Genomic DNA, 23,984 nt, shown 5'->3' on the forward strand with positions numbered 1-23,984 from the left:
ACGCGGTCCCGGATTTCGGCCCATTGAATCGAACCTGTTCGATTCCTTCTTCAGCCCGGAATTCAGCCCGGCATTCAGCCCATCAAGGCGCTGAAGCGATCACCTCGGCCACCGCGGCGGTGAGCTTCTTCGCATACGGCACGTGCAGGAACTCGTTCGGCCCATGCGCATTCGACTTCGGGCCGAGCACGCCGCACACCATGAACTGCGACTTCGGAAAACCGGCCTTCAGCACGTTCATCAGCGGAATCGTGCCGCCCTGACCGAGATACGCGCAGTCCGCGCCGAAATGGGTGCGCGAAGCCGCATCGAGCGCCTGTGAGAGCCACGGCGCCAGCTCCGGCGCGCTCCAGCCGTTGGCCGCGCCCGTGTCCGGCTTGAACGTGACTTTCGCGTTATAGGGCGGGTCGAGTTCGAGCAGGGCCTTTAGCTCGGCGACGGCCTTCGACGCCTCCACCAGCGGCGGCAGGCGCAGCGAGAGCTTGAATGCCGTGCGCGGACGCAGCACGTTGCCTGCGTCGGCGAGTGCGGGCAGGCCCGCCGCGCCGGTCACGGAAAGCGATGGGCGCCACGTCGAATCGAGCAGCGCCTGCTGCGGGTCCGTGGTCTTGGGCAGCACGGGCCGGCCGTCCTGGCCGCATGCCCAGGGCAGGCCCTTCCAGACGCTATCGCCGAGAATCTTTGCCGTGGCCTCGGCCTCGGCAAGACGCGTGGACGGAATCGCGCAATGGAAGCCCTTGGGCAGGAGCGTCCCGCTCGCGGCGTCTTCGAGACGCTCGAACAGTTGGCGCATCACCCGGAAGCTCGACGGCGCAATGCCGCCATAAGAGCCGGAATGGATGCCCTCTTCGAGCACCTCGACTTCCAGATCGCCCGCTACGAGACCGCGCAGCGAAGTAGTGAGCCAGAGCTGATCGTAGTTGCCCGCGCCCGAATCCAGACAGACGACGAGCCCGACCGTGCCCAGACGCTCGCGCAACGCGTCGACATACGGCAGCAGGTCGTAGCTGCCCGACTCCTCGCAAGTCTCGATAAGGCCCACGCAACGCGGACGCTCGATGCCCTGGGCGTCGAGCGCGGCCAGCGCGGTGACGCTCGCGTAGATGGCGTAGCCGTCGTCCGCGCCGCCGCGCCCATAGAGGCGGCCGTCTTCGAGCTTGGGCGTCCAGGGCCCGAGGTCGTTGCGCCAGCCGGCGAACTCCGGCTGCTTGTCGAGGTGGCCATACAGCACGACGGTCTCGTGACTACCCGAGCGCGTGGCCGGCACCTCGAAGAAGATCACCGGCGTGCGGCCCGGCAACCGCACGATTTCGAGCTTCAGGCCGCGCACGGGCTGCGTTTCGGCCCACTTCGCGGCCTCCTGCACGACGCGCTCGAGATAGCCGTGCTTCGCCCAGTCGGCATCGAACGCCGGGCTCTTTGCGGGCACCGCGATGTAGTCGGTAAGCGCCGGAACGATTTCGTCATTCCATTTGCGCTCCACGAACGCGCGCAATGCGTCGTGATCCAGTTGCCGGAGGTCCTCTGTCGTGTCTGAGCTCATGGTGCGAATACCGTGCGGAAAAACGTAAATCATAGACCCGAACCCCTTATGCCGACAGGGCTTCGACACAAACTCGCCACGGCGTTGGCCATCCGGCCAGGCGCGTCATGCGCGCGAGGCCGAACCGCGCGACAATAAACAATCGGGTCAGTGACATCCTGCTGGGGAGGACAGGCCATGGTGAGCCATTCCGTCTTCGAGATCATCGTTCTGCTGGCTGCGGTCGCGCTCTATTTCCTGCCCGCGCTGATTGCGGAGCGCCGCGTGCGCGACGATCTGCTGACGATCGCCCTCTTCAACGCGGTGCTCGGCTGGACGGTGCTCGGCTGGCTGCTTGCGCTCTCGTGGGCACTGCAGCCGAATCCGCCGAAAAATATCGGCGGCAACGTGAAGGAAAGGCAGCGGCGTCTGGGCATGCTGCTGTTCTCGCGTCAACTCGACGACCGCGTCCAGGCGCGCGAGGCCCGCGAGGCACGCGAGGCACGCGAAGCCGAGCGCGGACGTTCGTCGGGACGTTCGTCACATTGAGAGACCTGGCCGAACGGCCAAAGCGCCCGCCGCGCCGGGCACGCACGCCGTTTGCATGAAATAATTACGCACCTAGCCGCCGCGCACGCCGGTCCACCACCATGCGTGCCACAACTTTCCCCAAGCCGCTTTACCCGCATGCCCCTGGAGCCCGCCATGCCCCATGTCGCCCCGCTGCTCGCCTTTGCCGCCGTCGCCCTCGGCATGGCGCTCACGCCCGGACCCAACATGATCTATCTGATCTCGCGCTCGATCTGCCAGGGTCGCAAGGCGGGCCTCATTTCGCTCGGCGGGGTCGCGCTCGGGTTCATTTTCTACATGCTGTGCGCCGCGTTCGGCATTACGGCGCTGCTGCTGGCCGTGCCCTTTGCGTACGACGCGCTGCGCCTCGGCGGCGCGCTCTATCTGGCCTGGCTCGCCTGGCAGACGCTCAAGCCGGGCGGACGCTCGCCGTTCCAGGTGCGGGAACTGACGCCCGACCCGCCGCGCAAGCTCTTTCTCATGGGCTTCGTCACGAACTTGCTGAACCCGAAAGTGGCGATCCTCTATCTCTCGCTGCTGCCGCAGTTCATCGACCCGGCCAAGGGCAGCGTGCTCGCGCAATCGATCGAGCTAGGCGCGGTGCAGATCGTGCTCTCGGTCAGCGTGAACGCCACTGCGGCAATCACGGCGGGCACGATTGCGTCGTTCCTGTCCGGCCGCCCGAAGTGGCTGGCGTTTCAGCGGTATCTGATGGGGACGGTACTGGCCGGCCTGGCCGTGCGGATCGCGGCGGAAGGGCAACGCTGAGGCGTTGCCCGAGGGCGCGCCTGCGGGATTGCCCGCGCTAGCGGGCGGCCCTGCACGCTACGACCGGCTCATTTCGCCACGGTGTCAAGCGCGCCTGTTGGCTCGGGCTACTGGCATGCGCAGCTTGACCGAAGCCGCCGAAATCAGACGCGGCTCGATTTGGACCATGTCTTGCGCAAACATGTCCTGACGCAATTCACCCTGGTCGTCGAACCACTGGCAGATCAGCCAATGGCCGTTCGCAAAGCCAACAGGCCCTGCGTGCATGACGGTCATGCGCGGCCCACCCGATCTCAGGGTAACCACGTCGCCAACGCCGGCCGTGGCGGCCATGGCGGCGCGTTCGTTTTCTGCAAGCTCAATGTGCGTATTCAGCATGGCGCTGCCTCGCTAATCAGGTCGCTCATCGAATAATTCCCGATGCGGACTCCCTCTTCCGCATGCAGGCCCCTTTTGTTGATAATATATTCGGGCGACCGTTAATAAGTCCGGCAAGACTAGCAATGCGAATTAAATCGCGCAAGTGGGTTTGCCCGAAAATACGGGAAAACCGCCATTAATCCCATGAAAATCAACTCGCGCAATCACGCTACGCGTGACGCCGCCACCTGTACGCCTGCGGGGCTTTTCGGACACCTGCGCCGCACAAACAGTCATATTATTTGCCCATGCAAGGCTAATTAAGCAATACGCAAGCAAGCCTTAAGCGTCGATATTTCAAGCATTAACTGGATGGTTCAAAATCGCACGTCACTGCGGGGAAACCCCAAAATGCTTATCGAAAATCGCTCGTTCGTTTTATTTTCGGCCCGTGGATCGCTCAAATATTTTGGCTACAGGGTGGGAAAACTAACGGTACGGCGGAGAAAATCCCGACCATGAAATATGGCCGTCACGATTATGGGGAAGCGTGAAAGAAGCGAAAGAGAACAAGCGGAAATGAAAAGGCCGCCCGGCGAAGACGGGTGGCCAATCGGGACATGTCCAGATCCGCTGCATGACAACATTCTGGTAAAAATCAGGGCCGGAGCTCATGCGCCCCGGATCTCCGCACCGACAGCCGGCAGCCGGCGCTGCAAGCCGGCTCGCCCTTTCCCCTTACTCCGGAAACGGCAGCGAGGTCTGGCCTTCGGCGCGCATGCCGAACACGTTGAGCGTCATCGCCACGAGCGCGTAATAGCCCAACAGGCCAACGAGGTTGATCGTGGTCTCGTGCCCGAAGCGCTCCACCGCGCGCGCATAGGTCGCGTCGGAGACGCGCTTCGTGTCGTAGAGCTCCGTCGCGAATGCGTAAATAAGCGCGTCGTCGGGCTCGTCGAAAAGCGGTTCCGCGCCGATGCGGATCTGCTCGGCCAGCGCCTCGGGCACGCCCGCCTTCAGCGCGATCGGATAATGGATATACCACTCCGCCTGTGCCTGCCAGCGCACCGCCGTCACGAGAATCGCCAGTTCCGAAAGGCGCAGCGAGAGTCCCGTGTTGTAGCGGCAGAACGCGCCCAGACGCTGCGCGTGCTGCGCCAACTCCGGGCTATGGATCCAGCCGAGGAACGGCCCGTTCAGATTGCCGCGCGGGCCGGAGAGGATTTCGGCGAGCACCGCTTTCTGCTCGGACGTCGCGCCGGCCGCGTCGAATGCGGGCAGGCGCGGGTTCTGGGATTGCGTCATCGATAAAGCTCCGGAAAGATCAGGCGGCGTTGGCTACGCCCGTCGCGCTCAGCGCGGCGCCGATCGCGGCGGCCAGGCGCTCCTCGATCGTATCGATGTTCTGCGCCGTGCAGATGAACGGCGGCGCGAGCAACACGTGATCGCCGTTCCTGCCGTCGACGGTGCCGCCCATCGGGTAGACCATCAGGCCGCGCGCGAACGCTTCGCGCTTGATGGCCGCATGCAGCTTGAGCGCCGGGTCGAAAGTAACCTTGCTCTCACGGTCCTTCACAAGCTCCACGCCCACGAACAGGCCGCGCCCGCGCACGTCGCCCACATACGGATGCTCGACATAGCGCTCGCGCAGGCGCGCACGCAGTTGCTCGCCGCGCGCGAGCACGTTCTCGAGCAGCTTTTCGTCGGCGATCACGCGCTGCACTTCCAGCGCCGCCGCGCAGGCCGTGGCGTGGCCGATATAGGTGTGGCCGTGCTGGAAGTAGCCGCTGCCGCCCACGATGGTCTCGTAGATGCGCTGGCTCACGAGCGTCGCGCCGATCGGCTGATAACCCGCGCCCAGCCCCTTCGCGATCGTGAGCAGGTCGGGCGCGACGCCGTCTTCCTCGCACGCGAACAGATAGCCGGTGCGGCCCATGCCCGACATGATTTCATCGAGGATCAGCAGCACGCCGTAGCGGTCGCACACCGCGCGGATCTTGCGGAAATATTCGCGCACCGGCGGCACCGCGCCAGCCGTTGCGCCCACAACCGTTTCCGCGACGAATGCGGCCACGTTCTCAGCGCCGAGTTCGAGGATCTTCTGTTCGAGCTCGTCGGCGAGGCGCTGCGCATAGGCCTCGTCGGTCTCGCCTTCGTGACGCTCGCGATACGCATAGCACGGGCTCACGTGATGCGATTCGATCAGGATCGGCAGGAATGGCTCGCGGCGCCACGCGTTGCCGCCGATCGCCAGCGCGCCGAGCGTGTTGCCGTGATAGCTCTGGCGGCGCGCGATGAAGTGGCGGCGCGTGAGCTCGCCCTTCTCCACGAAATACTGGCGCGCGAGCTTGAGTGCAGCCTCGATCGCCTCAGAACCGCCTGAGACGAAATAGACATGGTCGAGCCCGGCGGGCGCGGCGGCGATCAGGTGATCGGCGAGTTGCTCCGATGCCTCGGTCGTGAAGAACGAGGTATGCGCGTACGGCAGTTGCTGCGCCTGACGCTTGATCGCCTCGATCACGCGCGCGTTGCTATGGCCGAGGCACGAGACGGCGGCGCCGCCGCTCGCGTCGATGTAGCGCTTGCCGGTGGAGTCGATGATCTCGATCCCCTCGCCCGCCACCGCGACGGGCAAGGTTTGCTTCGGCATCCGATGGAAGACTTTCGTGGACATGGGCTCTCTCGCTGAAATCACTGCAATGGGGTTAATTCGTTGAATCTCGTGGTGTGGACGATGCTGCGCTCAGGCACCGCGCCCGACCTGCAGGCCCAGCCTGCGCACGCCGTCCTGCCAGACGTCGAGCGTCACGCCATGCGGCTCCACGCGCATGCAAGCCGTGGCGAGTGTGTTTTCGTCGTCGGGGTCGTGGGGGTCGTCGCGGTAGATCGGCAGGCCCGCGCCCGCGCGGTCTTGCAACGTGCGCACGAACGCCTCGCCGTCAGGCTGCGCGCCAAGCGCGGGGAGCAATTCAGCGAGCCGCGCCTGGCGGTCGCGCGACGAATCCGTGACGATCTGCGCCTCGCGCTCGCAGCCCGCATGGATCAGATGATTGGCGTGTCCCGAGGGCGCGCCCAATTCCACGATCGAGGCGCGCCGCGCCGTGGCCTCCACGCTATGGATGCGCACCACGCCTGCCGCATCCGTGCCGCCGATCGTATGGTGAAAGCCGCTCGCGCGGGGGGTGTCGCGCAGCAGCGCCAGGGCGTCGGCGAGCGTTGCCGCGTCGAGCACGGCGCGCCCGAGGATCATGCGCGGCACGCCCGCGCGCGGCTCGCGAATGCGCAGGTTGTTGATCGCCTGCGCGATGCCCGCGCGCGACGCCCCGAACGTATGACCTGGCAGCGACCCAGGGTAATAGAAGCTCACGAAGCCAGGCTTGCCCTCCGGCTCGACTTCGACCACGGCGCAGCGCCCGCGCAGATACGGATCGCCGTCTTCGTTATGGGCGATCAGGCCGGCCTCGGGCGTGCGCACCGCAAGCGTCGTGCAGCCGTCCGGCGCGTTGTGGATCAGCTCGCCGCGGCAATTCCACAAGAACAGATCGTGCGCCGGCCAGCCGAGCGCCGCGGCCATGGCGTCCAGTTCCGCCACATAGGCCGGGAAATACCGCTCCGCGGCTGCGCGTAGTTCTTGCGCGAAGGCGCTGCCGCGCCAGCGGCTCACGGCCGCCCAGGCGCTGCTCTGCGCCATATAGGCCGCGAAGACGGGCTTCGCGAGGTCACCGAGCCGCCGCCCGATCGCCTCGGGCGAGCCGCCCATCCGGACGGCCGCCCCCCGGAAGGCCGGCCCCCGGTAAATTTTCAGTTCCTGCATCGAAATTCTCGTTTGAATGCCTGCAACGGCCAATGCCGGATTTATACGCCACACAACATATGTTGTCAAATTAAATAACGCTTACAACAAATGGACTGCGTGGAGGCGTAAAAAAGCCGCCTCGCGGGCGGCTTCATGAATATGTCGAACGTGTCGGGTCGAAACACCGGGAGAGCCCGTACCTTGCCTCCTGCCCGGCAGCGTCAGGGAACATAGGCGCCGCGCGAGTTGAGCGTGCGCTCCGACTGCTCGAGCTGCGCCACGGCGCCTGTTCCCTCCAGCGCCAGCAGGTGCGCGACGAGCGATTCGGCGAGCGCCGTCGCCGCCACCAGCGAGGGGAAAAACGACGGGCTTTCGTGCGTGAAGATCAGCACTTTTTCGGCGTTCAGCGCGATGGGCGAGACGGCGCTATCGGTGATGGCGATCAGCCGGCTGCCTTTTTCGAGCGCCGCCTCGGCCACGCGCACCGCTTCGACTGAATACGGCGCAAAGCTCACGACGATGGTCGCGCTGTCGCGCTCGATGCCGAGCAACTGCATTTCGAGCGTGCCAGCCTCACCGCCGAGCAGCGAGACCGAGGGACGAAAGAGCCGGTAGCCGTACACGAGGCCGAACGCCACCGCATAGCACGAGCGAAAGCCCGCCACGTGCACATGCTTCGCCTTCTTCAGGATGCGCGCGGCCTCGACCATGGTGCGCGTGTTGTGGGCGGCGCTCACATCGAGATTGTGCTGCTGGGCCAGCAGCAGATCGCGCGCGAGCGCGTCCTTCGCGCTGCCCGCCACGAGCGAGCGGGCGCGGCTCGAAAGCGGCTCGGGGCGCGTGCGCACGCGCGCGACGAACAGATCGCGCAACTCGTTCCAGCCCGGAAAGCCGAGCTGCTGCGAAAGCCGCACGAGCGACGCAGGCTGAACCTGGGCGCGCTCCGCGACCTTGCGCATCGACGAAACGGCCACTTCGTCGGGATGATCGAGCAGGAACGCTGCGCCGGTCTGGAATTGCGGGCTCAGATCGGAGAAGCGCGCGCGAATGAGCGCGGCGAGCTGGTCGAAGCTTTCTGGCATGCGGTTGGCTGACGGGCAGTGGACGACAACAAATGTTACCACCGGTGTTGCAGGATGTTGCTGAAACGGGCTCTCCCTCCCCGTGACGAGTAGCAAAAGATTGCTGGCCGGTCGCGATCGATGTTGCCCTCGCCAACTTCCTGCAAACAATACTGATCAAACCGCCATGCACAGGTACTTGATGACCAGATAATCATCAATTCCGTAGTGCGAACCTTCCCGACCAAGACCCGACTGCTTCACGCCGCCAAACGGTGCGACCTCGTTCGAAATGAGGCCGGTATTGATGCCCACCATGCCGTATTCGAGCTGCTCCGCCACACGCCACACACGCCCGATGTCGCGGCTGTAGAAGTACGCGGCGAGTCCGAACTCCGTATCGTTGGCGAGCTTCACCACCTCCTCGTCGCTCGAGAAGCGAAACAGCGGGGCAAGCGGGCCAAATGTCTCTTCGCTCGCAACCGCCATTTGCGCAGTGGTATTCGTGAGCACGGTCGGTTCAAAGAAGCCCTGCCCGAGGGCGTGCCGCTTTCCGCCCGTGACGAGCGTCGCGCCCTTGTCGAGTGCATCCGAGATATGCGCTTCGACCTTCCTCACCGCCGCCTCGTTGATGAGCGGCCCCAGGGTCACGCCGCCCTCGGTTCCGTGTCCGACCTTCAGGCCCTGCACCGCCGTCGCCAGCTTCGCGGCGAATGCGTCATAAACCCGGTCATGCACGTAGAAGCGATTGGTGCAGACACAGGTCTGCCCGTTATTGCGGTACTTCGAAGCAATCGCCCCTTCCACCGCGGCGTCGAGATCGGCATCGTCGAATACGATGAAGGGCGCATTGCCGCCGAGTTCGAGCGTCACCTTCTTCACCGTGGGCGCGCTTTGCGCCATCAGCAAGCGGCCCACCGCCGTCGAGCCCGTGAACGAGAGCTTGCGCACCACGGGGCTGCTCGTCATGGCCTGCCCGATTGCCTTCGGGTCGCCGGTCACGACATTGAACACGCCCTTCGGGATGCCCGCGCGCTCGGCGAGCACGGCCAGCGCGAGCGCGGAGAACGGCGTGGCTTCGGCGGGCTTGACAACGATTGGACAGCCTGCCGCGAGCGCCGGCCCCGCCTTGCGGGTGATCATCGCGTTGGGGAAGTTCCAGGGCGTGATTGCGGCGCACACCCCCACGGGCTCCTTGATCACCACGAGGCGCTTGTCCGACGCCGGCGTGGCGAGCGTATCGCCTGCCACGCGTTTGCCCTCTTCGGCGAACCATTCGATGAACGACGCACCATAGATGACTTCGCCTTTCGCCTCTGCAAGCGGCTTGCCTTGCTCCGCGGTCAGGATCAGCGCGAGGTCGTCGGCGTTTTCGATCACGAGTTCATACCAGCGGCGCAGCAACTGCGCGCGCGCCTTCGCGGTGCGGGCTCGCCATGCGGGCCACGCTGCATTGGCCGCGTCGATTGCGCGCGTTGTTTCGGCCTCGCTCATCAAAGGGACACTGCCAAGGGTTGCGCCCGTCGCGGGGTCGAGCACGTCGAAACTTGCGCCCGAGTCGGCCGGACACCATTGTCCATCGATATAAGCGTGATGGCGCAGCAGCGCCGCGTCCTTCAATAGCGTTTTCAAATCCACGGTTGTTCCTTGAGGAATGAGATTTAGTGGGCGGTTCTTTTTTTGTAGCAGTTTGTAGCGGTTTGTGCGTTTACTTGCTTTCGTGTCGGTCTGCTAGCGTTGCCCCTGTGCGGGGCGGCACCTACTTTTCTTTGCAGCCGCAAAGAAAAGTAGGCAAAAGAAAGCGGCTCAAACCGCCAGTGTGACGCCGTCCACCTCTTGCCGTTAATCCAAGTGGTTCCGGGGCATCCGTCACCCCGCACCTTCAAACTCAGTGACAAAGGACTCATTCATCCCGCTGCTCGCTGCGCGCGCAGCGGTCGGGTCTGCAAGGGAAACCATGAGTACTGCCTGGGTAAGCGAATGCGAATGCGCACGCGCATGCGCGCCACTGGTTTTGGGTTATGCCCCACGGCGCGCGTAGCGCCGCCGGAGGAATGAGTCCTTTGTCACTCCGTTGTATGGCGCGTGGTGTCAGACGCTCCGGAACCGCTCCGATAATGGGCAAGTGGTCCACTGCGTCACACTGGCGGTGTGAGCGGCTTTCTTTTGCCTACTTTTCTTTGCCGCTGCAAAGAAAAGTAGGTGCCGCCCCGCACAGGGGCAACGCTAATAGACCGACACGAAAACAAGGAAACGCGAAAACAAGAAAACAAGAAAACGCGAACGACACGATCCAACACCACCCAAACTGCACCGCATCACCCTGCCTGCCGCCAAAAGGCATTCTCATGCCCATGCGCCAGCATCTTCCTTGCGATCTCGGCCACGCGGTCGACGTGCGCAATGGCGGCCTCGCGCGCTGCGACCCCGTTCCCTGCCTCAATACCAGAGAGAATCTGGCGCATCTCGGAGACCGCCTGGCGGCCACGATCATCGGAAGCGATCGTCAACGCTCTCAAGCGATTAATGCGCGCCGTCAGCGACTGCACGATCTCCCACGCCACATGCTTTTTCCCACCGATAAACATACGCTCATAAAAAGCGGTGGTGAGTGCCCGCACGGCAACATAATCCTGCGCTTCGAAAGCCCGCTGGATCTCATCGATATAGGCAGCCAGCTCCGCAACGATCTGCTCATCGACATGCTGTGCGCAGGCCATGGCGGCTTCGCCCTCCAGCAACGCGCGTATTTCGTAGATCTCGGCCGCGGTCTCGAAGGCGAGCACCGCAACAATCGGCCCCTGGTTCGGAATCGATGCAACCAGTCCTTCCGTTTCCAGATGCCGCAAGACCTCGCGCACCACGGTGCGGCTCACGCCAAGAATCTCGCAGAGAGAACGTTCGACCAGCCGCTCGCCCGGCTGAAAATGCGCCTCCAGGATGGCCGTGCGCATTTTCTCGAGCGCGAGTTCCCGCAGCGTGGCCGTGGGCCGTTGGACCTTCAGCGATGGGTGCATGGCAGTCATGGCGGCCGTCATCAAACTTGAGCGAACAGACGCACGTCGCGCGCATCCCAGTCGACCAGCGCCTGCGCGCCAATCGCAATGCCGCTGTCGTGGCGATGCGCCGCCGGCATGCGAATCGAGATCTCCTGCTGCCAGGGCGTCGCCACTGCGTAGTGCATCGCGTCGCCAAGATAGGTGACGTCGCGCACGGTCACGGGCAGGCCTGCAGTCCCGCTCGCACCGCTTGCACCGCTTGCACTTTGCAGCGAGCTGATGCGCATCTGCTCCGGGCGAATCATCAGCGTGCTGTCGTCGCCAGCGGCGAGCGTCGGATGAAACGCGTCCGTGGCGATTTCAAGCCCGTTGGGGAACACGCCATTCATGCGGCCGTCGCTGTTCTTCGTCACTTTCACCGGCAGGAAATTGGAATTGCCGATGAAGCTCGCGACAAAGCGCGACGCCGGGTTCGCATAGAGCTCCTCGCCGGTACCCACCTGCTCGATGCAGCCTTTGTTGAACACGGCGATACGATCGGAAAGACGCAGCGCTTCCTCCTGATCGTGGGTGACATAGAGGATCGTGACACCGGTTTCCTGATGAATGCGGCGCAATTCGAGCTGGATTTCCTCGCGCAGTTTCTTGTCGAGTGCGGAGAGCGGCTCGTCCATCAGCAGCACGGGCGGGTCGTAGGCCAACGCACGCGCAATGGCCACGCGCTGCTGCTGCCCGCCCGAGAGTTGCGCGGGCATGCGGTCGCGGCACTCGGAGAGATGCACGAGCTTGAGCATCTTTTCCACTTTCGCCTTGATTTCGGCTTCGGGACGGCGGCGCACGCGCAGCGGGAATGCCACGTTCTCGCCCACGGTGAGATGCGGAAACAGCGTGTAGCGCTGAAACACCATGCCGATGTTGCGCTTGTTCGGCGTAACCGCCAGCAGCGGTTTGCCGTCGAGCAGCACGCGGCCCTCGGTCGGTTCCTGAAAGCCCGCGACGATATAGAGCGTCGTGCTCTTGCCCGACCCCGAGGGTCCGAGGAAGGTCATGAATTCGCCTTTGCGCACGTCGAGCGAAACATGGTCGATGGCGACGACGTCGTCGTAGGTCTTGCGCAGGCGCTGGATTTGCAGGAATGCAGTCATGGCGTGTTTACCTCAGTTAGCGCGTGCGCGGCGCAGCAAGGCGCCCGCCAGCATCAGGATGGTCGTCAAGCCGACGAGCAGCGAAGACGCCGCTGCCACGACAGGCGTCAGGTCCTGCCGCAGCGTCGCCCAGATACGCACGGGCAGCGTTTGCAGCGTCGGGCTCGACATGAAGATCGACACCACCACTTCGTCCCATGACGCGAGGAACGCGAATATCGCGGCAGCAAAAAGGCCCAGCCGGATCGCCGGCAGCGTGACGCGCAGCTTCACCGTGAGCGGCGACGCGCCACAGATGAGCGCTGCGTCCTCGAGCGCCGTATCGAAGCTCAAGAGCGAGTTGCTGATCGAAATAATCGAGAACGGCAGCGCGATAATCAGATGGCCGATCACGAACCCGGTCATCGTGCCGTTCAGGCCGATGCGCAGAAAGAACGCGTAGAGCGCGACGGCCAGCACGACCACCGGCAGCACCATCGGCGTGAGAAAGAAACCGCGCACCGCCTCGCGGCCGCGAAACTTGCCGCGCACGAGTGCAAGCGAAGCCAGAAAGCCGATCGCGACGGAAAGCACCGTGACGATCACCGCGAGCTTCGCGCTCGTGAGCAGCGAATCGATCCAGCCCGGGTCCGTGAAAAGCTGCTGGTACCACTGGAGCGTCCAGCCCGGCGGCGGAAAGATGAGCCACTGCGAGTCGCCGAACGAGAGCGCGACGATGAAGAAGATCGGCAGCAGGAGAAAGAGCGAGACAGCCGCGCCCACGGCCACCAGCATCCAGCGCAATGCGCCAAGGCGATCGAAATCGAGCAGCATGTCAGCGGCCTCCCTGAGTTGCACGCGCACTGCCCGTGAAGCGCAGTTGCAATGCATAGAGCGCGAGCGTCACGCTTAGCAGTACGAATGCCGCGGCGCCGGCGAGACCCCAGTTCAGCAGTTCTTGCACGAGCTGCGCGATGAGCTCCGCGAGCATCATGTAAGACGGGCCGCCGAGCAGCGCGGGCGTGACGAAGTAGCCCAGCGCCATCACGAACACCATCAGCGCGCCAGAGGCCACGCCCGGCATCGCCAGCGGAAGGAGGATGCGCCAGAACGCCTGCCAGCGGCTCGCGCCACACACGGCAGCGGCACGCAGCGTCGAGGGGTCGATGCTGCGCAGCGTGGCGTGCAGCGGCATCACGAGAAATGGCAGCATGATGTACGTCATGCCGATCGTGACGCCGGTGAGGTTGTTCACGAGCGACAGCGGCTCATGAATCACGCCCATCGCCATCAATGCGCGGTTGATCGGCCCCGTCTCCTGCAACAGCACCATCCAGGCGAAGGTCCGTGCCAGCAGGTTGGTCCACATCGAGAGCAGCAGGATCGCGAACAGCACCGAGCTGAGCTTGCGTGGCGCGATGGCGAGCAGCCACGCCATCGGAAAGCCCACCAGCAGCGTGACGAGCGTCACGACCGTCGCCACAAGAAAGGTGTTGCCGAACACGCGCAGATACGTGGTCGAGCCGAGCAGTTGCTGGTAGTTGTGCAGGCCCGGCGTCGGCTCCAGCACGCTGCGCAGCAGCAGCGAGAGCACCGGCAGCAGGAAGAAGATCACAAGCAGCAGCATGGCCGGCGTCAGCAGCCGGATGCTGCGCCAGTCGCGCCGCTTGCGCGCGGCCGTCGCGGGCGGATGCGCGACGGTACTCAATACATTGGGCATGGTGTCTCCGGGTGTCTCGTGGTGTCGCCGCATCGGCTCGATTTGATTCGGGTTCCTTAGCGGCGCTCACGTCTGGCCTCTGTCCGGGCTTCTATTATTTCCGTTACTTCGATTGCCACGCGTACCAGCGCTTCGCAATCGCGTCGCGATTCTCGGCCCAGTACTTCATGTCGAGATTGATCTGCGAGGCCTTGTACTGGTCGGGCAGCGTCTTGGCCATGGCGGGCGGCATGAGCGCGGCCGACTTCACGTTGATCGGCGCATAGCCCGTGTCGGCCGCGAATTTCGCCTGGGCCTGCGGGCTCGTTGCAGCGGCGAGATACTTCATGGCTTCCGCGCGATGCTTGGCGCCCTTGGGAATCACGAGCATGTCGGCGGCGGTCAGGTTCTGGTTCCACGACATGCCCACCGGCACGCCGGTCTGCGCGAGCGCGTGCAAACGGCCATTCCAGAACATGCCGATGGGCGCCTCGCCCGAAGCGAGCAGTTGCTGCGACTGCGCACCGCCGCTCCACCAGACGATGTCGCTCTTGATCGTATCGAGCTTCTTGAACGCGCGGTCGAGGTCGAGCGGATAGAGCTTGTTGGGCGGCACGCCATCGGCGAGCAGCGCGATTTCCAGCACGCCCGGCGCCGACCACTTGTAAAACGTGCGCTTGCCCGGGAAGCGCTTTGTATCGAAGAGATCCGCCCAGGTTTGCGGCTGCGCGCCCGTGTACTTCGCCTTGTTGTAGCCGAGCACGAACGAGTAATAGAAGCTGCCCACTGCATCCGGCGTTGCGAAGCGCGGGTCCAGCTCGTCCTTCTTCACCACGGAATAGTCGATCGGCTCGATCAGCCCGGCCTTTTGCGCGGCATAGGCAAAGTCGCCCTCCACGTCCACGACGTCCCAGCTCACGTTGCCGCTATCCACCATCGCCTTGAGCTTGCCGTAGTCGGTCGGGCCATCCATCAGCACGTTGATGCCGCTCGTCTGCGTGAACGGCTGCGCCCAATTTTTCTGTTGCGACGATTGCGTCGTGCCGCCCCAGCTCGTGAACACGATCGGATCGGCGGCCAGTGCCGGTGCTGCCGCGAGCGTCGTCGCGCAAACGGCGATCAACGGCGCGAAAAACGGAATGCCTCTGCTGCTCATGTCTCTCTCCAAGGGGAAACGGTTACGTTCAATGCCTTCAGTGTGTGAGGGCGAGCGATTGCACGGTGCCCGCCTGCGTATCGCCGACATAGATGCCGAACGCGTCCTGCCGGCGTTCGCGCACATAGCGCTCGAGCATCGAGCGCACGGCGGCGTCGCTCACCTCGTCCCAGGGAATCTGCGAAAGCGGCACGATGCGGATGCTGCTGTCGAGCCAGGGCGAACCGCTTTGAGTCACGCGCCCCCGGTAATAGACGTGCACACCCGAATGTCCATCCGGCGCACGCTCGCCGCTCGCCTCGAACACGGCGAAAAGGAAGTCGAGATGCGCCTTGAGACCGAGCTTCGCGAGTACGCCGCGCAGGCTCGCGGCGTCGCTTGCCGGTTCGAGCTTGCTGCCCGTCGGCAGTTGCACGCCCTGGGCCGTGTCGACGAGCACGAGTCCATCGCGATGCTCCAGGATCGCGCCCACCCGAGCGTCCGCCCCTGCCCCCGCTGCGGCCAGCGCGCGGCGAAAGCGCCCCGTATCGAATGTCTGTTCCGTGGTTTGTCCGCTCGTTGACTCAGCCATGACGTGCTCCAGTGGTCGCTGCGTGGTTCGATGAGATTATGGTATGCCATCTTATGGTCCACAGCAACGGTCTTCGTATTATGGAATACCATGAGGCAGAATCAGCAGACAAAACAAAGGGCCGCCGGCGAAAAACGCCAGCGGCCCCTTTTGTTACGTTACGAGTTACTTGACGAAGCGCGCGTCGAGAAACGCCTCAGCTATCTCCCACTTCCTCGTTCTGCTGCGCAAGCGCCGACAACGCCAATTCCGCAGTCTGCTGAATGTGAGCGAACGATGCCGCGGCTGCCGCGTCGCCGTCGCGCCGCTCGATTGCATCTAGCAAGCGGTTCATCTCGCGGTTGGAGTCGCCGCTGCGCCCCGGCGTGGCAATGGTCAGTGCGCGCAAACGGTTGATGCGCGCATTGAGCGTCTTGACGACCGTTAGCGACACATGCTTTCCGGCAGCTTCGAACAGCGCTTCGTAGAAACGCTCGGTGTACTCGAGCACGCGCGGCAGTTCCCGCTTCTCGAACGCCTCTTCGATGACAGCACGAATATCGCGCAGTTGCTTCACGACTTCAGGCGTCGATTCCTCTGCGCAGGCGCGCGCGGCATTGGCTTCGAGCAAGCCGCGCAGTTCGTAGATCTCACCCACTTGCTCCGGATCGAGCCGCGCCACGATCGGCCCTTGCCGCGCCACGATTTCGACCAGCCCTTCGGTCTCCAGATGCCGCAGCACCTCGCGCACCACCGTGCGGCTCACGCCAAGCTCGTCGCATAGCGTGCGTTCGACTAGCCGCGTGCCGGGCCGGAAATACCCCTGGACTATTGCAGTGCGCAGTTTGTCGAGCGTCAGTTCGCGCAGAGTCTTGGCATTACGGTCGATTTTGAGGTCTTGCATAGTCCGGGGCGCAGTCATGGAATGCCATATTATGACCTAACTGACATCCAGCTTTCCATACCGTTGGCGTGATAGCGCCATCACCCGCCCAGGCCTTCGACAATCGCCACTTGCGCGATGCAATGCCCATCCCGTTTCTGCTTCGCCGCCTGGTATTCGGGCGAGTGGTAGCAGGCGAGCGCCGTTTGCATATCGGCAAACTGGATCACCACGTGACGCTCGAACGATTCCCCTTCCAGCACTTGCGACACGCCTCCGCGCGCGAGAAAAACGGCGCCGAACTTCTTGAACGCTTGCGGCGCAATGTCCGTGTAGTCCTTGTATTTCGCGGCATCGAGGACCTTCACGTGGGCAATCCAGAACGCAGTCATTTTTCCACCTTCCGTTTCGAAAGTTATTGGTTGAGGGTTAACACTCATGGCATGCCGTAACATGGTATACCAAAATGCAGCTCACAATCAACGCACAAAAGGAAGGTGCCATGAGCCTGATTCGCAAAACCATCCTCCATGTCGAGACCGTCTATGTGGATGGCGACAAGGCCGCCGCCAGGCCGCTGAAGATGATCGGCGCGGCGGCTGTGATCAAGAACCCGTGGGCAGGCCGCGGCTATGTGGAAGATCTCTCGCCGGAGATTCGCGCCCTCGGGCCGCAACTCAGCGAGCACCTGACGAAGCTGATCCTCGATGAAGCCGGTTCGGGCGAAGCGGTCGAGGCGTTCGGCAAGAGCGCCATTGTCGGTCTCGCCGGTGAGCTCGAGCACGCGTCCGCGCTGATCCACACCCTGCACTTCGGCAACATCTATCGCTCGGCCGTGGGCGCCAAGTCGTACCTCGCCTTCAACAACACGCGCGGCCCGGCCAATGCCCCCCTGCTCATCCCGATGATGGACAAGAACGACGAAGGCCGCCGCTCGCACTACCTCACGCTCCAGTTTGCAATTCCCGACGCCCCGGCGGCCGATGAACTCGTCATCGCCATTGGCGCCTCGACCGCTGGCCGTCCGCATCACCGCATTGGCGATCGCTACAAAGATCTCGCAGAGCTCGGAAATGACGTCAAGAACCCTGCAGCTGTCCAATAACCGCGTCGCCCACTTTCTCGAACAAGGCGTCGGCGAACCGCTGGTCCTGATCCATGGCGTGGGCATGCAAGCGAGCGCGTGGTATCCGCAGATGGACGACCTGTCGCGCGAATTCCGGGTGATCTCGGTCGACATGCCGGGCCACGGCACGAGCGACGCACTCGACGCGAACGCCGACCTGCAACAGTTCGTGCAGTGGGCAGCCGAGTTCATCGAAGCGCTTCAGGTTGGCCCCGTCAATCTGGCCGGCCACTCGATGGGTTCGCTGATCGCCGCTGGCGTGGCCGTGACGCGGCCCGATCTGGTCAAGCGCGTGGCAGTCCTGAACGGTGTGTATCGCCGCACGGAAGAAGCGCGCGAAGCCGTTTTGCAACGCGCCGCCGAGCTGCGCTCGGGAACCATCGACGTGGAAACGCCGCTGCAGCGCTGGTTCAATGCCGAGGAAGCGCAACGCATTGCCGCGCAAAAGGTCGAGTCGTGGCTGAAATCGGTGAACCTCGCTGGCTACGCCACGGCGTACACGGCTTTCGCTAAGGGCGACGAAGTGTATGCGGACGGCTGGCACACGATTGCGTGCCCGGCTCTCGTGCTCACCGGTTCGGACGACCCGAATTCGACGCCGGCGATGGCCATGCAGATGGCGCAGGCCGCCCATGACGGGACGGCCGTCGTGATCGAAAACGAGCGCCATATGGTGAACCTGACCGCGCCCGACGAAGTCAATCGCGCCCTGCGTGCCTGGTTGCAGACCGGGCCGCAAGCGCCAAATCATGCAGTGGGAAATGTGCTATGAGCGCTACGAGCCAACAGACCGCCCCGATCAACACCCGTGAGCTTCGCGATGCATTCGGGGCCTTTATGACGGGCGTCACGATCGTGACCACCGCTCGCGAGGATGGCCAGCCGCTCGGCTTCACCGCGAATTCGTTCTCGTCCGTTTCGCTGGACCCTGCGTTGCTGCTGGTGAGCATCGCGAAGACGTCGAGCAATTACCAGACGTTTGCCACCACGGGCCACTTTGCGATCAATATTCTCGCGGAAGGGCAAAAGGAGCTGTCGAACACCTTCGCGCGCCCCAGCGACGACCGCTTCGCCAAAGTGGACTGGCAGTTGAGCGCCCACCGCAATCCGCTCATCAACGACGTCAGCGCATGGTTCGACTGCACGACGCACGCGGTGATCGATGCGGGCGATCATGCGCTCATCGTCGGCAAGGTCGAGGCGTTCCACTCCGCGGGGTACGCAGGCCTGGGCTATTACCGTGGGGGCTATTTCACGCCGGCGAAGCTCTCGGCCGAGGTCATCGCCGGTCCGAAGGTCATCGTGAGCGCGATCATCACCCGCGACGACAAAGTGCTCATGGTCAAGACGGCCGGCAACAAATGGGCGCTGCCGGCGAAGGAGATCGGCAACGAAGGCGCGGATAAAGCGCTCGCTGAAATCTTCAGGCAATACCAGCCGGACGCATCGGCAAGCTTTATTTATTCGGTCTACAACAATACCGAAACGTTCTACCAGTACATCTCGTTCCTCTGCAGCGCACCGGACGAGCTCGCCGTCGCGGGCGAATTCGTGAGCCTCGACAACATCGAGCCCGAAGCGTTCCAGGACAGCGCATTGGCCAGCATGCTCGAACGCTATCGCAAGGAGAGCCAGTTGAAGAGCTACGGCTTGTACTTCGGCGACCACAGCACCGGCACCGTCCGCCCGCTTCTTTCCTGAAAGGTCACATCATGCGTTTTTCCCTTTTCGTACACATGGAGCGCGTCTCCGACCAGACCAGCCAAAAGCAGCTGTATGACGAAATGGTCGAGCTGTGCCAGATCGCCGATCGCGGCGGCATGCACGCCGTCTGGACCGGCGAGCACCACGGCATGGACTTCACCATCGCGCCCAATCCGTTCATCAATCTCGTCGATCTCGCCAACAAGACGAAACGCGTGAGGCTCGGCACGGGCACGGTCATCGCACCGTTCTGGCACCCGATCAAGCTCGCTGGCGAAGCCGCGATGACCGACATCGTCACGGATGGGCGTCTTGAACTCGGCATTGCGCGCGGCGCATACTCGTTCGAGTACGAGCGCCTGATGCCGGGGCTCGACGCCTGGGGTGCCGGGCAACGCATGCGCGAGCTCATTCCAGCCGTGAAAAAACTCTGGGAAGGCGATTACGCGCACGAAGGCGAGTTCTGGAAATTCCCCTCGACGACTTCGTCGCCGCTGCCGCTGCAACAGCCGCATCCGCCGATCTGGGTGGCCGCGCGCGACCCGAACAGCCACGAATTCGCCGTGTCCAATGGCTGCAACGTCCAGGTCACGCCGTTGCACCTGGGCGATGAAGAAGTCGAAAAGCTCGTGGGCCACTTCAACGCTGCGTGCGAGAAGTTCAGCAACGTGCCGCGTCCGCAGATCATGCTGCTGCGCCACACCTATGTGGCGAGCAGCGAGGACGACGCACAGGTCGCCGCCGAGGAAGTGAACGTGTTCTACAACTACTTCGGCGCGTGGTTCAAGAACGAGCGGCCGGTCAGCCGCGGCATGATCAAACCATTGAGCCAGGAAGAAATGGCCGCGCATCCATTCTATTCGCCTGAGGCCATGCGCAAGAACAACGTGATCGGCACGCCCGCGGAAGTGATCGCGCGTCTTAAGGCCTACGAAGCACTCGGCTTCGACGAGTACTCGTTCTGGATCGACACCGGTATGAGTTTCGAGCGCAAGAAGGCTTCACTCGAGCGCATGATCCGCGATGTGATGCCCGCGTTCCAATGAGGTCCTGATGCCATGAATGTTCATTTTCAGCTCTATATCGACGGCCAGTTCGAAGCGGGCGCCGCCACGTTCGGCAGCGTCAATCCCGCCACGGGCACCGTGTGGGCGCAGATGCCCGAAGCCCGCACCGACGAGGTCAACCGGGCCGTGGCGGCCGCGGGCCGCGCGCTGACCGATCCCAGCTGGGCGGATCTTTCGGCGTCCGCACGAGGGAAACTGCTGTACAGGCTCGCCGATCTCGTCGAAAAAGCTGCGCCGCGACTGGCTGAAATTGAAACGAACGACACCGGCAAGATCATCAGGGAAACGTCGAGCCAGATCGCCTATGTTGCGGAGTACTACCGGTATTACGCAGGTATTGCCGACAAGATCGAGGGGAGCAACATCCCCGTCGACAAGCCGGACATGCAGGTCTGGCTCCAACGGCAGCCCGTTGGCGTGGTGGCCGCCATCGTTCCCTGGAACAGCCAGTTGTTTCTCTCCGCGGTCAAGGTCGGGCCGGCGCTGGCCGCCGGCTGCACCGTGGTGCTCAAGGCATCCGAGGAAGCGCCCGGCCCCTTGCTAGAATTCGCGCGCCTCGTGCATGAAGCGGGATTTCCCGCCGGCGTCGTCAACGTCATTACCGGCTTCGGCCCGGAATGCGGCGCGGTGCTGAGCAGCCACCCGGGCGTGGACAAGGTCGCCTTCACCGGCGGCCCCGAGACCGCGCGCCACATCGTCAGGAACACGGCCAATAATCTCGCCAAGGTCTCGCTGGAACTCGGCGGCAAGTCGCCGTTCATCGTCTTCGCCGATACCGATATCCAGAGCGCGGTGAATGCACAGGTCGCGGCCATCTTCGCCGCGAGCGGCCAAAGCTGCGTCGCGGGTTCGCGCCTGCTGATCGAGGCGTCGGTCAAGGAGCAGTTCCTCGCGCTGCTGGTCGAGCGCGTTGCGCGCATTCGTGTGGGCTCGCCCAACGAGATGGAGACGGAATACGGGCCGCTGTGCACCGAACGGCAACTGCGCAATATCGAGTCGGTGGTGGCGAGTTCCGTGCGTCAAGGTGCGAAGGTGCTCGCAGGCGGGAAGAAGCTGGAGCGCGACGGCTACTACTACGCGCCCACGATTCTGGACTGCACTGGCGTCGAGAATGCCGACAGCATCACGACGGAACTGTTCGGCCCGGTGCTGTCCGTGGACACGTTCACGACGGAACAGGAAGCCATCGACAAAGCCAACAGCACGGTCTATGGTCTCGCCGCCGGCATTTTCACGACCAGTCTCACGCGGGCTCACCGCGTTTCGAAGCGCGTGCGCTCCGGCATCGTCTGGATCAACACCTATCGCGCGGTGTCCCCGCTCGTGCCGTTCGGCGGCTTCGGACTTTCCGGGCACGGCCGCGAAGGTGGCTTTAGCGCCGCGCTCGAATACACGACGACGAAGTCCGTGTGGCTGCGCACCTCGGACGAACCGATCAGCGATCCGTTCGTAATGCGCTAGGCACCGGGCGCATCACGCTCACCTGCAGTATCGACGTATCGATTCAACGTATCGATTCAAAGCCCGTAGAGGCCACGTTTTGCCGCGCCGCTATCGCGCGCGGTCCGACGTGGCCCGGCAATAAAGATGGAGACAGCATGAAACAACCGGAGAACGACAACAGCGTTCTGGCGATCGAAAGCAACTCGATCGAGTATGTTGCCCCGGAGGCCCGGCACGGAAAGCCGGCCGACCTGTTCACCTTGTGGTTCTGCACCAACGTCGCGCCGCTAGCTGTGATTTCCGGTGCCACCTCGGTGCTGGTTTTCCACCTCGACCTGATGAGCGCGATTTTCGCCATCGTGGCCGGGCAATGCTTCGGCGCCCTTTTTCACGCCCTCACCTCTGCGCAAGGACCGCTCGTTGGCGTGCCGCAGATGATTCAAAGCCGGGCGCAATTCGGTCGATATGGATCGTTACTGGTGGTGGGATTCACCACGCTGATTTATCTCGGCTTCTTCGTCTCGAACATCATCCTCGCGGGCAAGACGCTCCACACGGCGGCGCCCTCGGTGCCCGCGCCGGTTGCGACCGTCGTCGGCGCGGTCCTCGCGACGCTGGTCGGCGTGATCGGCTGCCACTTCATCCATCGTTTCAACAAGGTGGGCGCCTGGTTCATGGGCGGCGCGCTTCTGGTCGGCATCGCGCTGATGGCGCCTCGCCTCGATGCCCAGATCTTCCAGCAAGGCCATTTCGATCTGGCGAACTGGTTTGCGATGTTCGGACTGTGCGCCGTATGGCAAATCAGCTTTGCGCCCTATACGTCCGATTATTCCCGCTACCTGCCAACTTCCCACGGGTTCGCGAAGACCTTTGCTTATACGTATTTCGGCACGTCGCTGGGCACGATCTTCGCGTTCCTGTTCGGCGTACTCGCGGTCAGCACCGGGCACGCCACGGACGCGATGCTGGCCATCCGGGAACAGACGGGCATGTTCGGCTACGTGCTGATCTTCCTCTTTCTGGTCAATATCATCGGCCACAACGGGATGAATCTGTATGGCGCGGTGCTGTCCTTCATCACCGCCGCGCAGACATTCCGTCCGCACTGGGTTCCTGGCCGCAGCGTTCGGGTCGTCGTATCGACGATCCTGCTGGTTGCGTCGACCGCGACGGCGCTGTGGGCCTCGAGCAACTTCATCGCTATTTTCCTGAATGCGATCTTCGCCTTGCGCATCGTTCTGGCGCCCTGGGTCGCAATCAATCTGATCGACTTTTATCTGATCAACAACCGGCATTACCGGGTCGCGGACATCATCGGCAGCAACGGCGGCGCGTATGGATCGTTCAATTTCAGGGCCATTGCGATTTACCTCTTCGGCATTGCGATCCAGGTGCCGTTCATGGAAGAGAGCTTTTTCCACGGGCCTTGGGCCTCGATTCTGGGCGACGCGGACGTCTCCTGGATGATTGGCCTGATTGCCACCGCACTCGCCTGCTATCTGTTTGCATCGAAGGGCGGTTCGCGTTCCCGCCGCAACGGTCCGGCGACCGCACAGGTTTTGGCTAGCGCCGGCGTTTCGTCAAAGCAGGAAATTTAAATACGCACGTGCGTCAACAGAGGAGTTTTAATCATGAAAGAAGATGATGCGCTGTTCCAGAAAGGATTGCCGATTCGCCGCGAAGTGCTCGGCGCGGAATATGTCGATGCCTCAATGGAAAAGGCCGACGCCTTCATGATGTCGTTCCAGCGCGCGACCACCGCGTGGGCCTGGGGATGGGCATGGGGTGACGAGACGCTCGACCGCAAGACGCGCAGCCTGCTCAACCTCGCCATGCTGACCGCTGCGGGTCACACCAACGAACTAAAACTGCACGTCAAGGGCGCACTCAACAACGGTGTGAGCGTTGATGAAATCAAAGCGGTACTGTTGCACGCAACCGCTTATTCGGGCATCCCGCACGGCCTCAGCGCGTTCAAGGCGGCGCACGAAGTGCTGGTGGCCGAAGGGGCGCTGAAATAAGCGCCGAAATAAGCGCATTTACAAACCCCATCCGGATCAATGTGTTAGGCAACCTCATGGGTCACTTTTCGTTTGCTGGCTACCCAGTTGGTGACGAGCCGCAAAAGCCTTCGAGCCTGTAACAAACCAAGGTTG

At 63.2% G+C, this 23,984-nt stretch carries 23 protein-coding genes and 1 pseudogene; 9 read left to right on the forward strand and 15 right to left on the reverse strand.

Annotated elements, in window-relative coordinates; translation table 11 throughout:
• Window positions 1-82: 82 nt before the first annotated feature.
• The gene (locus tag L5014_RS03895) at window positions 83-1,543 is read right to left on the reverse strand and encodes a M20 family metallopeptidase (RefSeq protein WP_238462260.1); all 1,461 of its coding nucleotides are present in this window, start codon (window positions 1,541-1,543) and stop codon (window positions 83-85) included.
• A gap of 177 nt (window positions 1,544-1,720) precedes the next feature.
• Here L5014_RS03895 and L5014_RS03900 point away from each other — a divergent pair, with 177 nt between their 5' ends.
• Window positions 1,721-2,071 (forward strand): superinfection immunity protein, encoded by a 351-nt coding sequence (locus tag L5014_RS03900; protein ID WP_238462261.1) that lies wholly within the window; start codon window positions 1,721-1,723, stop codon window positions 2,069-2,071.
• 156 nt (window positions 2,072-2,227) lie between these two features.
• Window positions 2,228-2,860 (forward strand): LysE family translocator, encoded by a 633-nt coding sequence (locus tag L5014_RS03905; protein ID WP_238462262.1) that lies wholly within the window; start codon window positions 2,228-2,230, stop codon window positions 2,858-2,860.
• An 84-nt stretch (window positions 2,861-2,944) separates the two neighbouring features.
• Here the strand turns inward: L5014_RS03905 and L5014_RS03910 are convergent, their stop codons facing one another.
• The 14 genes and pseudogenes from L5014_RS03910 to L5014_RS03975 form a co-directional block, all read right to left on the reverse strand.
• A complete protein-coding gene (locus tag L5014_RS03910; RefSeq protein ID WP_238462499.1) occupies window positions 2,945-3,193 on the reverse strand; it encodes a YodC family protein in 249 nt (82 codons plus the stop codon).
• 765 nt (window positions 3,194-3,958) lie between these two features.
• Window positions 3,959-4,525: a carboxymuconolactone decarboxylase family protein gene (locus L5014_RS03915; RefSeq protein ID WP_238462263.1), complete on the reverse strand. Its 567-nt coding sequence runs from the start codon at window positions 4,523-4,525 to the stop codon at window positions 3,959-3,961.
• Window positions 4,526-4,544: 19 nt separating this feature from the next.
• Window positions 4,545-5,894, reverse strand: a complete 1,350-nt coding sequence (locus L5014_RS03920; RefSeq protein ID WP_238462264.1) for an aspartate aminotransferase family protein — start codon at window positions 5,892-5,894, stop codon at window positions 4,545-4,547.
• A 69-nt stretch (window positions 5,895-5,963) separates the two neighbouring features.
• Entirely contained in the window at window positions 5,964-7,034 is a 1,071-nt protein-coding gene (locus tag L5014_RS03925; protein ID WP_238462265.1) for a C45 family autoproteolytic acyltransferase/hydrolase, read from the reverse strand.
• Window positions 7,035-7,237: 203 nt separating this feature from the next.
• Complete coding sequence (locus tag L5014_RS03930) at window positions 7,238-8,098, reverse strand: MurR/RpiR family transcriptional regulator (protein ID WP_238462266.1); 861 nt, start codon at window positions 8,096-8,098, stop codon at window positions 7,238-7,240.
• A gap of 156 nt (window positions 8,099-8,254) precedes the next feature.
• Window positions 8,255-9,709 (reverse strand): NAD-dependent succinate-semialdehyde dehydrogenase, encoded by a 1,455-nt coding sequence (locus L5014_RS03935; protein WP_274389240.1) that lies wholly within the window; start codon window positions 9,707-9,709, stop codon window positions 8,255-8,257.
• A gap of 686 nt (window positions 9,710-10,395) precedes the next feature.
• Window positions 10,396-11,103 (reverse strand): GntR family transcriptional regulator, encoded by a 708-nt coding sequence (locus L5014_RS03940; RefSeq protein ID WP_238462268.1) that lies wholly within the window; start codon window positions 11,101-11,103, stop codon window positions 10,396-10,398.
• A gap of 11 nt (window positions 11,104-11,114) precedes the next feature.
• The gene (locus L5014_RS03945; protein WP_238462269.1) at window positions 11,115-12,221 is read right to left on the reverse strand and encodes an ABC transporter ATP-binding protein; all 1,107 of its coding nucleotides are present in this window, start codon (window positions 12,219-12,221) and stop codon (window positions 11,115-11,117) included.
• A 12-nt stretch (window positions 12,222-12,233) separates the two neighbouring features.
• Window positions 12,234-13,034 (reverse strand): ABC transporter permease, encoded by an 801-nt coding sequence (locus L5014_RS03950; protein WP_238462270.1) that lies wholly within the window; start codon window positions 13,032-13,034, stop codon window positions 12,234-12,236.
• A gap of 1 nt (window position 13,035) precedes the next feature.
• Window positions 13,036-13,920 carry an ABC transporter permease gene (locus tag L5014_RS03955; protein ID WP_238462271.1) on the reverse strand — a complete coding sequence of 295 codons (885 nt, stop codon included), beginning with the start codon at window positions 13,918-13,920 and terminating at the stop codon, window positions 13,036-13,038.
• Window positions 13,921-14,023: 103 nt separating this feature from the next.
• Window positions 14,024-15,055, reverse strand: a complete 1,032-nt coding sequence (locus tag L5014_RS03960) for an ABC transporter substrate-binding protein (RefSeq protein WP_238462272.1) — start codon at window positions 15,053-15,055, stop codon at window positions 14,024-14,026.
• Between the two features lie 37 nt (window positions 15,056-15,092).
• Window positions 15,093-15,557: pseudogene (locus L5014_RS03965) on the reverse strand (NUDIX hydrolase); the annotation flags it as partial.
• A 265-nt stretch (window positions 15,558-15,822) separates the two neighbouring features.
• Window positions 15,823-16,509, reverse strand: coding sequence for a GntR family transcriptional regulator (locus L5014_RS03970; RefSeq protein WP_238462273.1), 687 nt, complete (start codon window positions 16,507-16,509; stop codon window positions 15,823-15,825).
• 80 nt (window positions 16,510-16,589) lie between these two features.
• Complete coding sequence (locus L5014_RS03975; protein WP_238462274.1) at window positions 16,590-16,880, reverse strand: DUF1330 domain-containing protein; 291 nt, start codon at window positions 16,878-16,880, stop codon at window positions 16,590-16,592.
• Between the two features lie 110 nt (window positions 16,881-16,990).
• On the opposite strand from L5014_RS03975, the gene L5014_RS03980 reads away from it, so the two are divergent.
• The 7 genes from L5014_RS03980 to L5014_RS04010 all read left to right on the forward strand — a co-directional run bounded on the left by L5014_RS03980 (window position 16,991) and on the right by L5014_RS04010 (window position 23,849).
• Window positions 16,991-17,593: an amino acid synthesis family protein gene (locus L5014_RS03980; protein WP_238462275.1), complete on the forward strand. Its 603-nt coding sequence runs from the start codon at window positions 16,991-16,993 to the stop codon at window positions 17,591-17,593.
• Window positions 17,562-18,386, forward strand: a complete 825-nt coding sequence (locus tag L5014_RS03985; protein WP_238462276.1) for an alpha/beta fold hydrolase — start codon at window positions 17,562-17,564, stop codon at window positions 18,384-18,386. The genes L5014_RS03980 and L5014_RS03985 overlap by 32 nt, the downstream gene beginning before the upstream one ends.
• Complete coding sequence (locus tag L5014_RS03990; RefSeq protein ID WP_238462277.1) at window positions 18,383-19,315, forward strand: flavin reductase; 933 nt, start codon at window positions 18,383-18,385, stop codon at window positions 19,313-19,315. The genes L5014_RS03985 and L5014_RS03990 overlap by 4 nt, the downstream gene beginning before the upstream one ends.
• Before the next feature lie 11 nt (window positions 19,316-19,326).
• Complete coding sequence (locus L5014_RS03995; RefSeq protein WP_238462278.1) at window positions 19,327-20,364, forward strand: LLM class flavin-dependent oxidoreductase; 1,038 nt, start codon at window positions 19,327-19,329, stop codon at window positions 20,362-20,364.
• Window positions 20,365-20,376: 12 nt separating this feature from the next.
• Complete coding sequence (locus L5014_RS04000; RefSeq protein ID WP_238462279.1) at window positions 20,377-21,846, forward strand: aldehyde dehydrogenase; 1,470 nt, start codon at window positions 20,377-20,379, stop codon at window positions 21,844-21,846.
• A gap of 137 nt (window positions 21,847-21,983) precedes the next feature.
• The gene (locus L5014_RS04005) at window positions 21,984-23,426 is read left to right on the forward strand and encodes a purine-cytosine permease family protein (protein WP_238462280.1); all 1,443 of its coding nucleotides are present in this window, start codon (window positions 21,984-21,986) and stop codon (window positions 23,424-23,426) included.
• A 33-nt stretch (window positions 23,427-23,459) separates the two neighbouring features.
• Window positions 23,460-23,849 carry a carboxymuconolactone decarboxylase family protein gene (locus L5014_RS04010; RefSeq protein WP_238462281.1) on the forward strand — a complete coding sequence of 130 codons (390 nt, stop codon included), beginning with the start codon at window positions 23,460-23,462 and terminating at the stop codon, window positions 23,847-23,849.
• Window positions 23,850-23,984: the final 135 nt, after the last annotated feature.

The organism is Paraburkholderia tagetis (genome assembly GCF_022213065.1).
Taxonomy (GTDB): domain Bacteria; phylum Pseudomonadota; class Gammaproteobacteria; order Burkholderiales; family Burkholderiaceae; genus Paraburkholderia; species Paraburkholderia tagetis.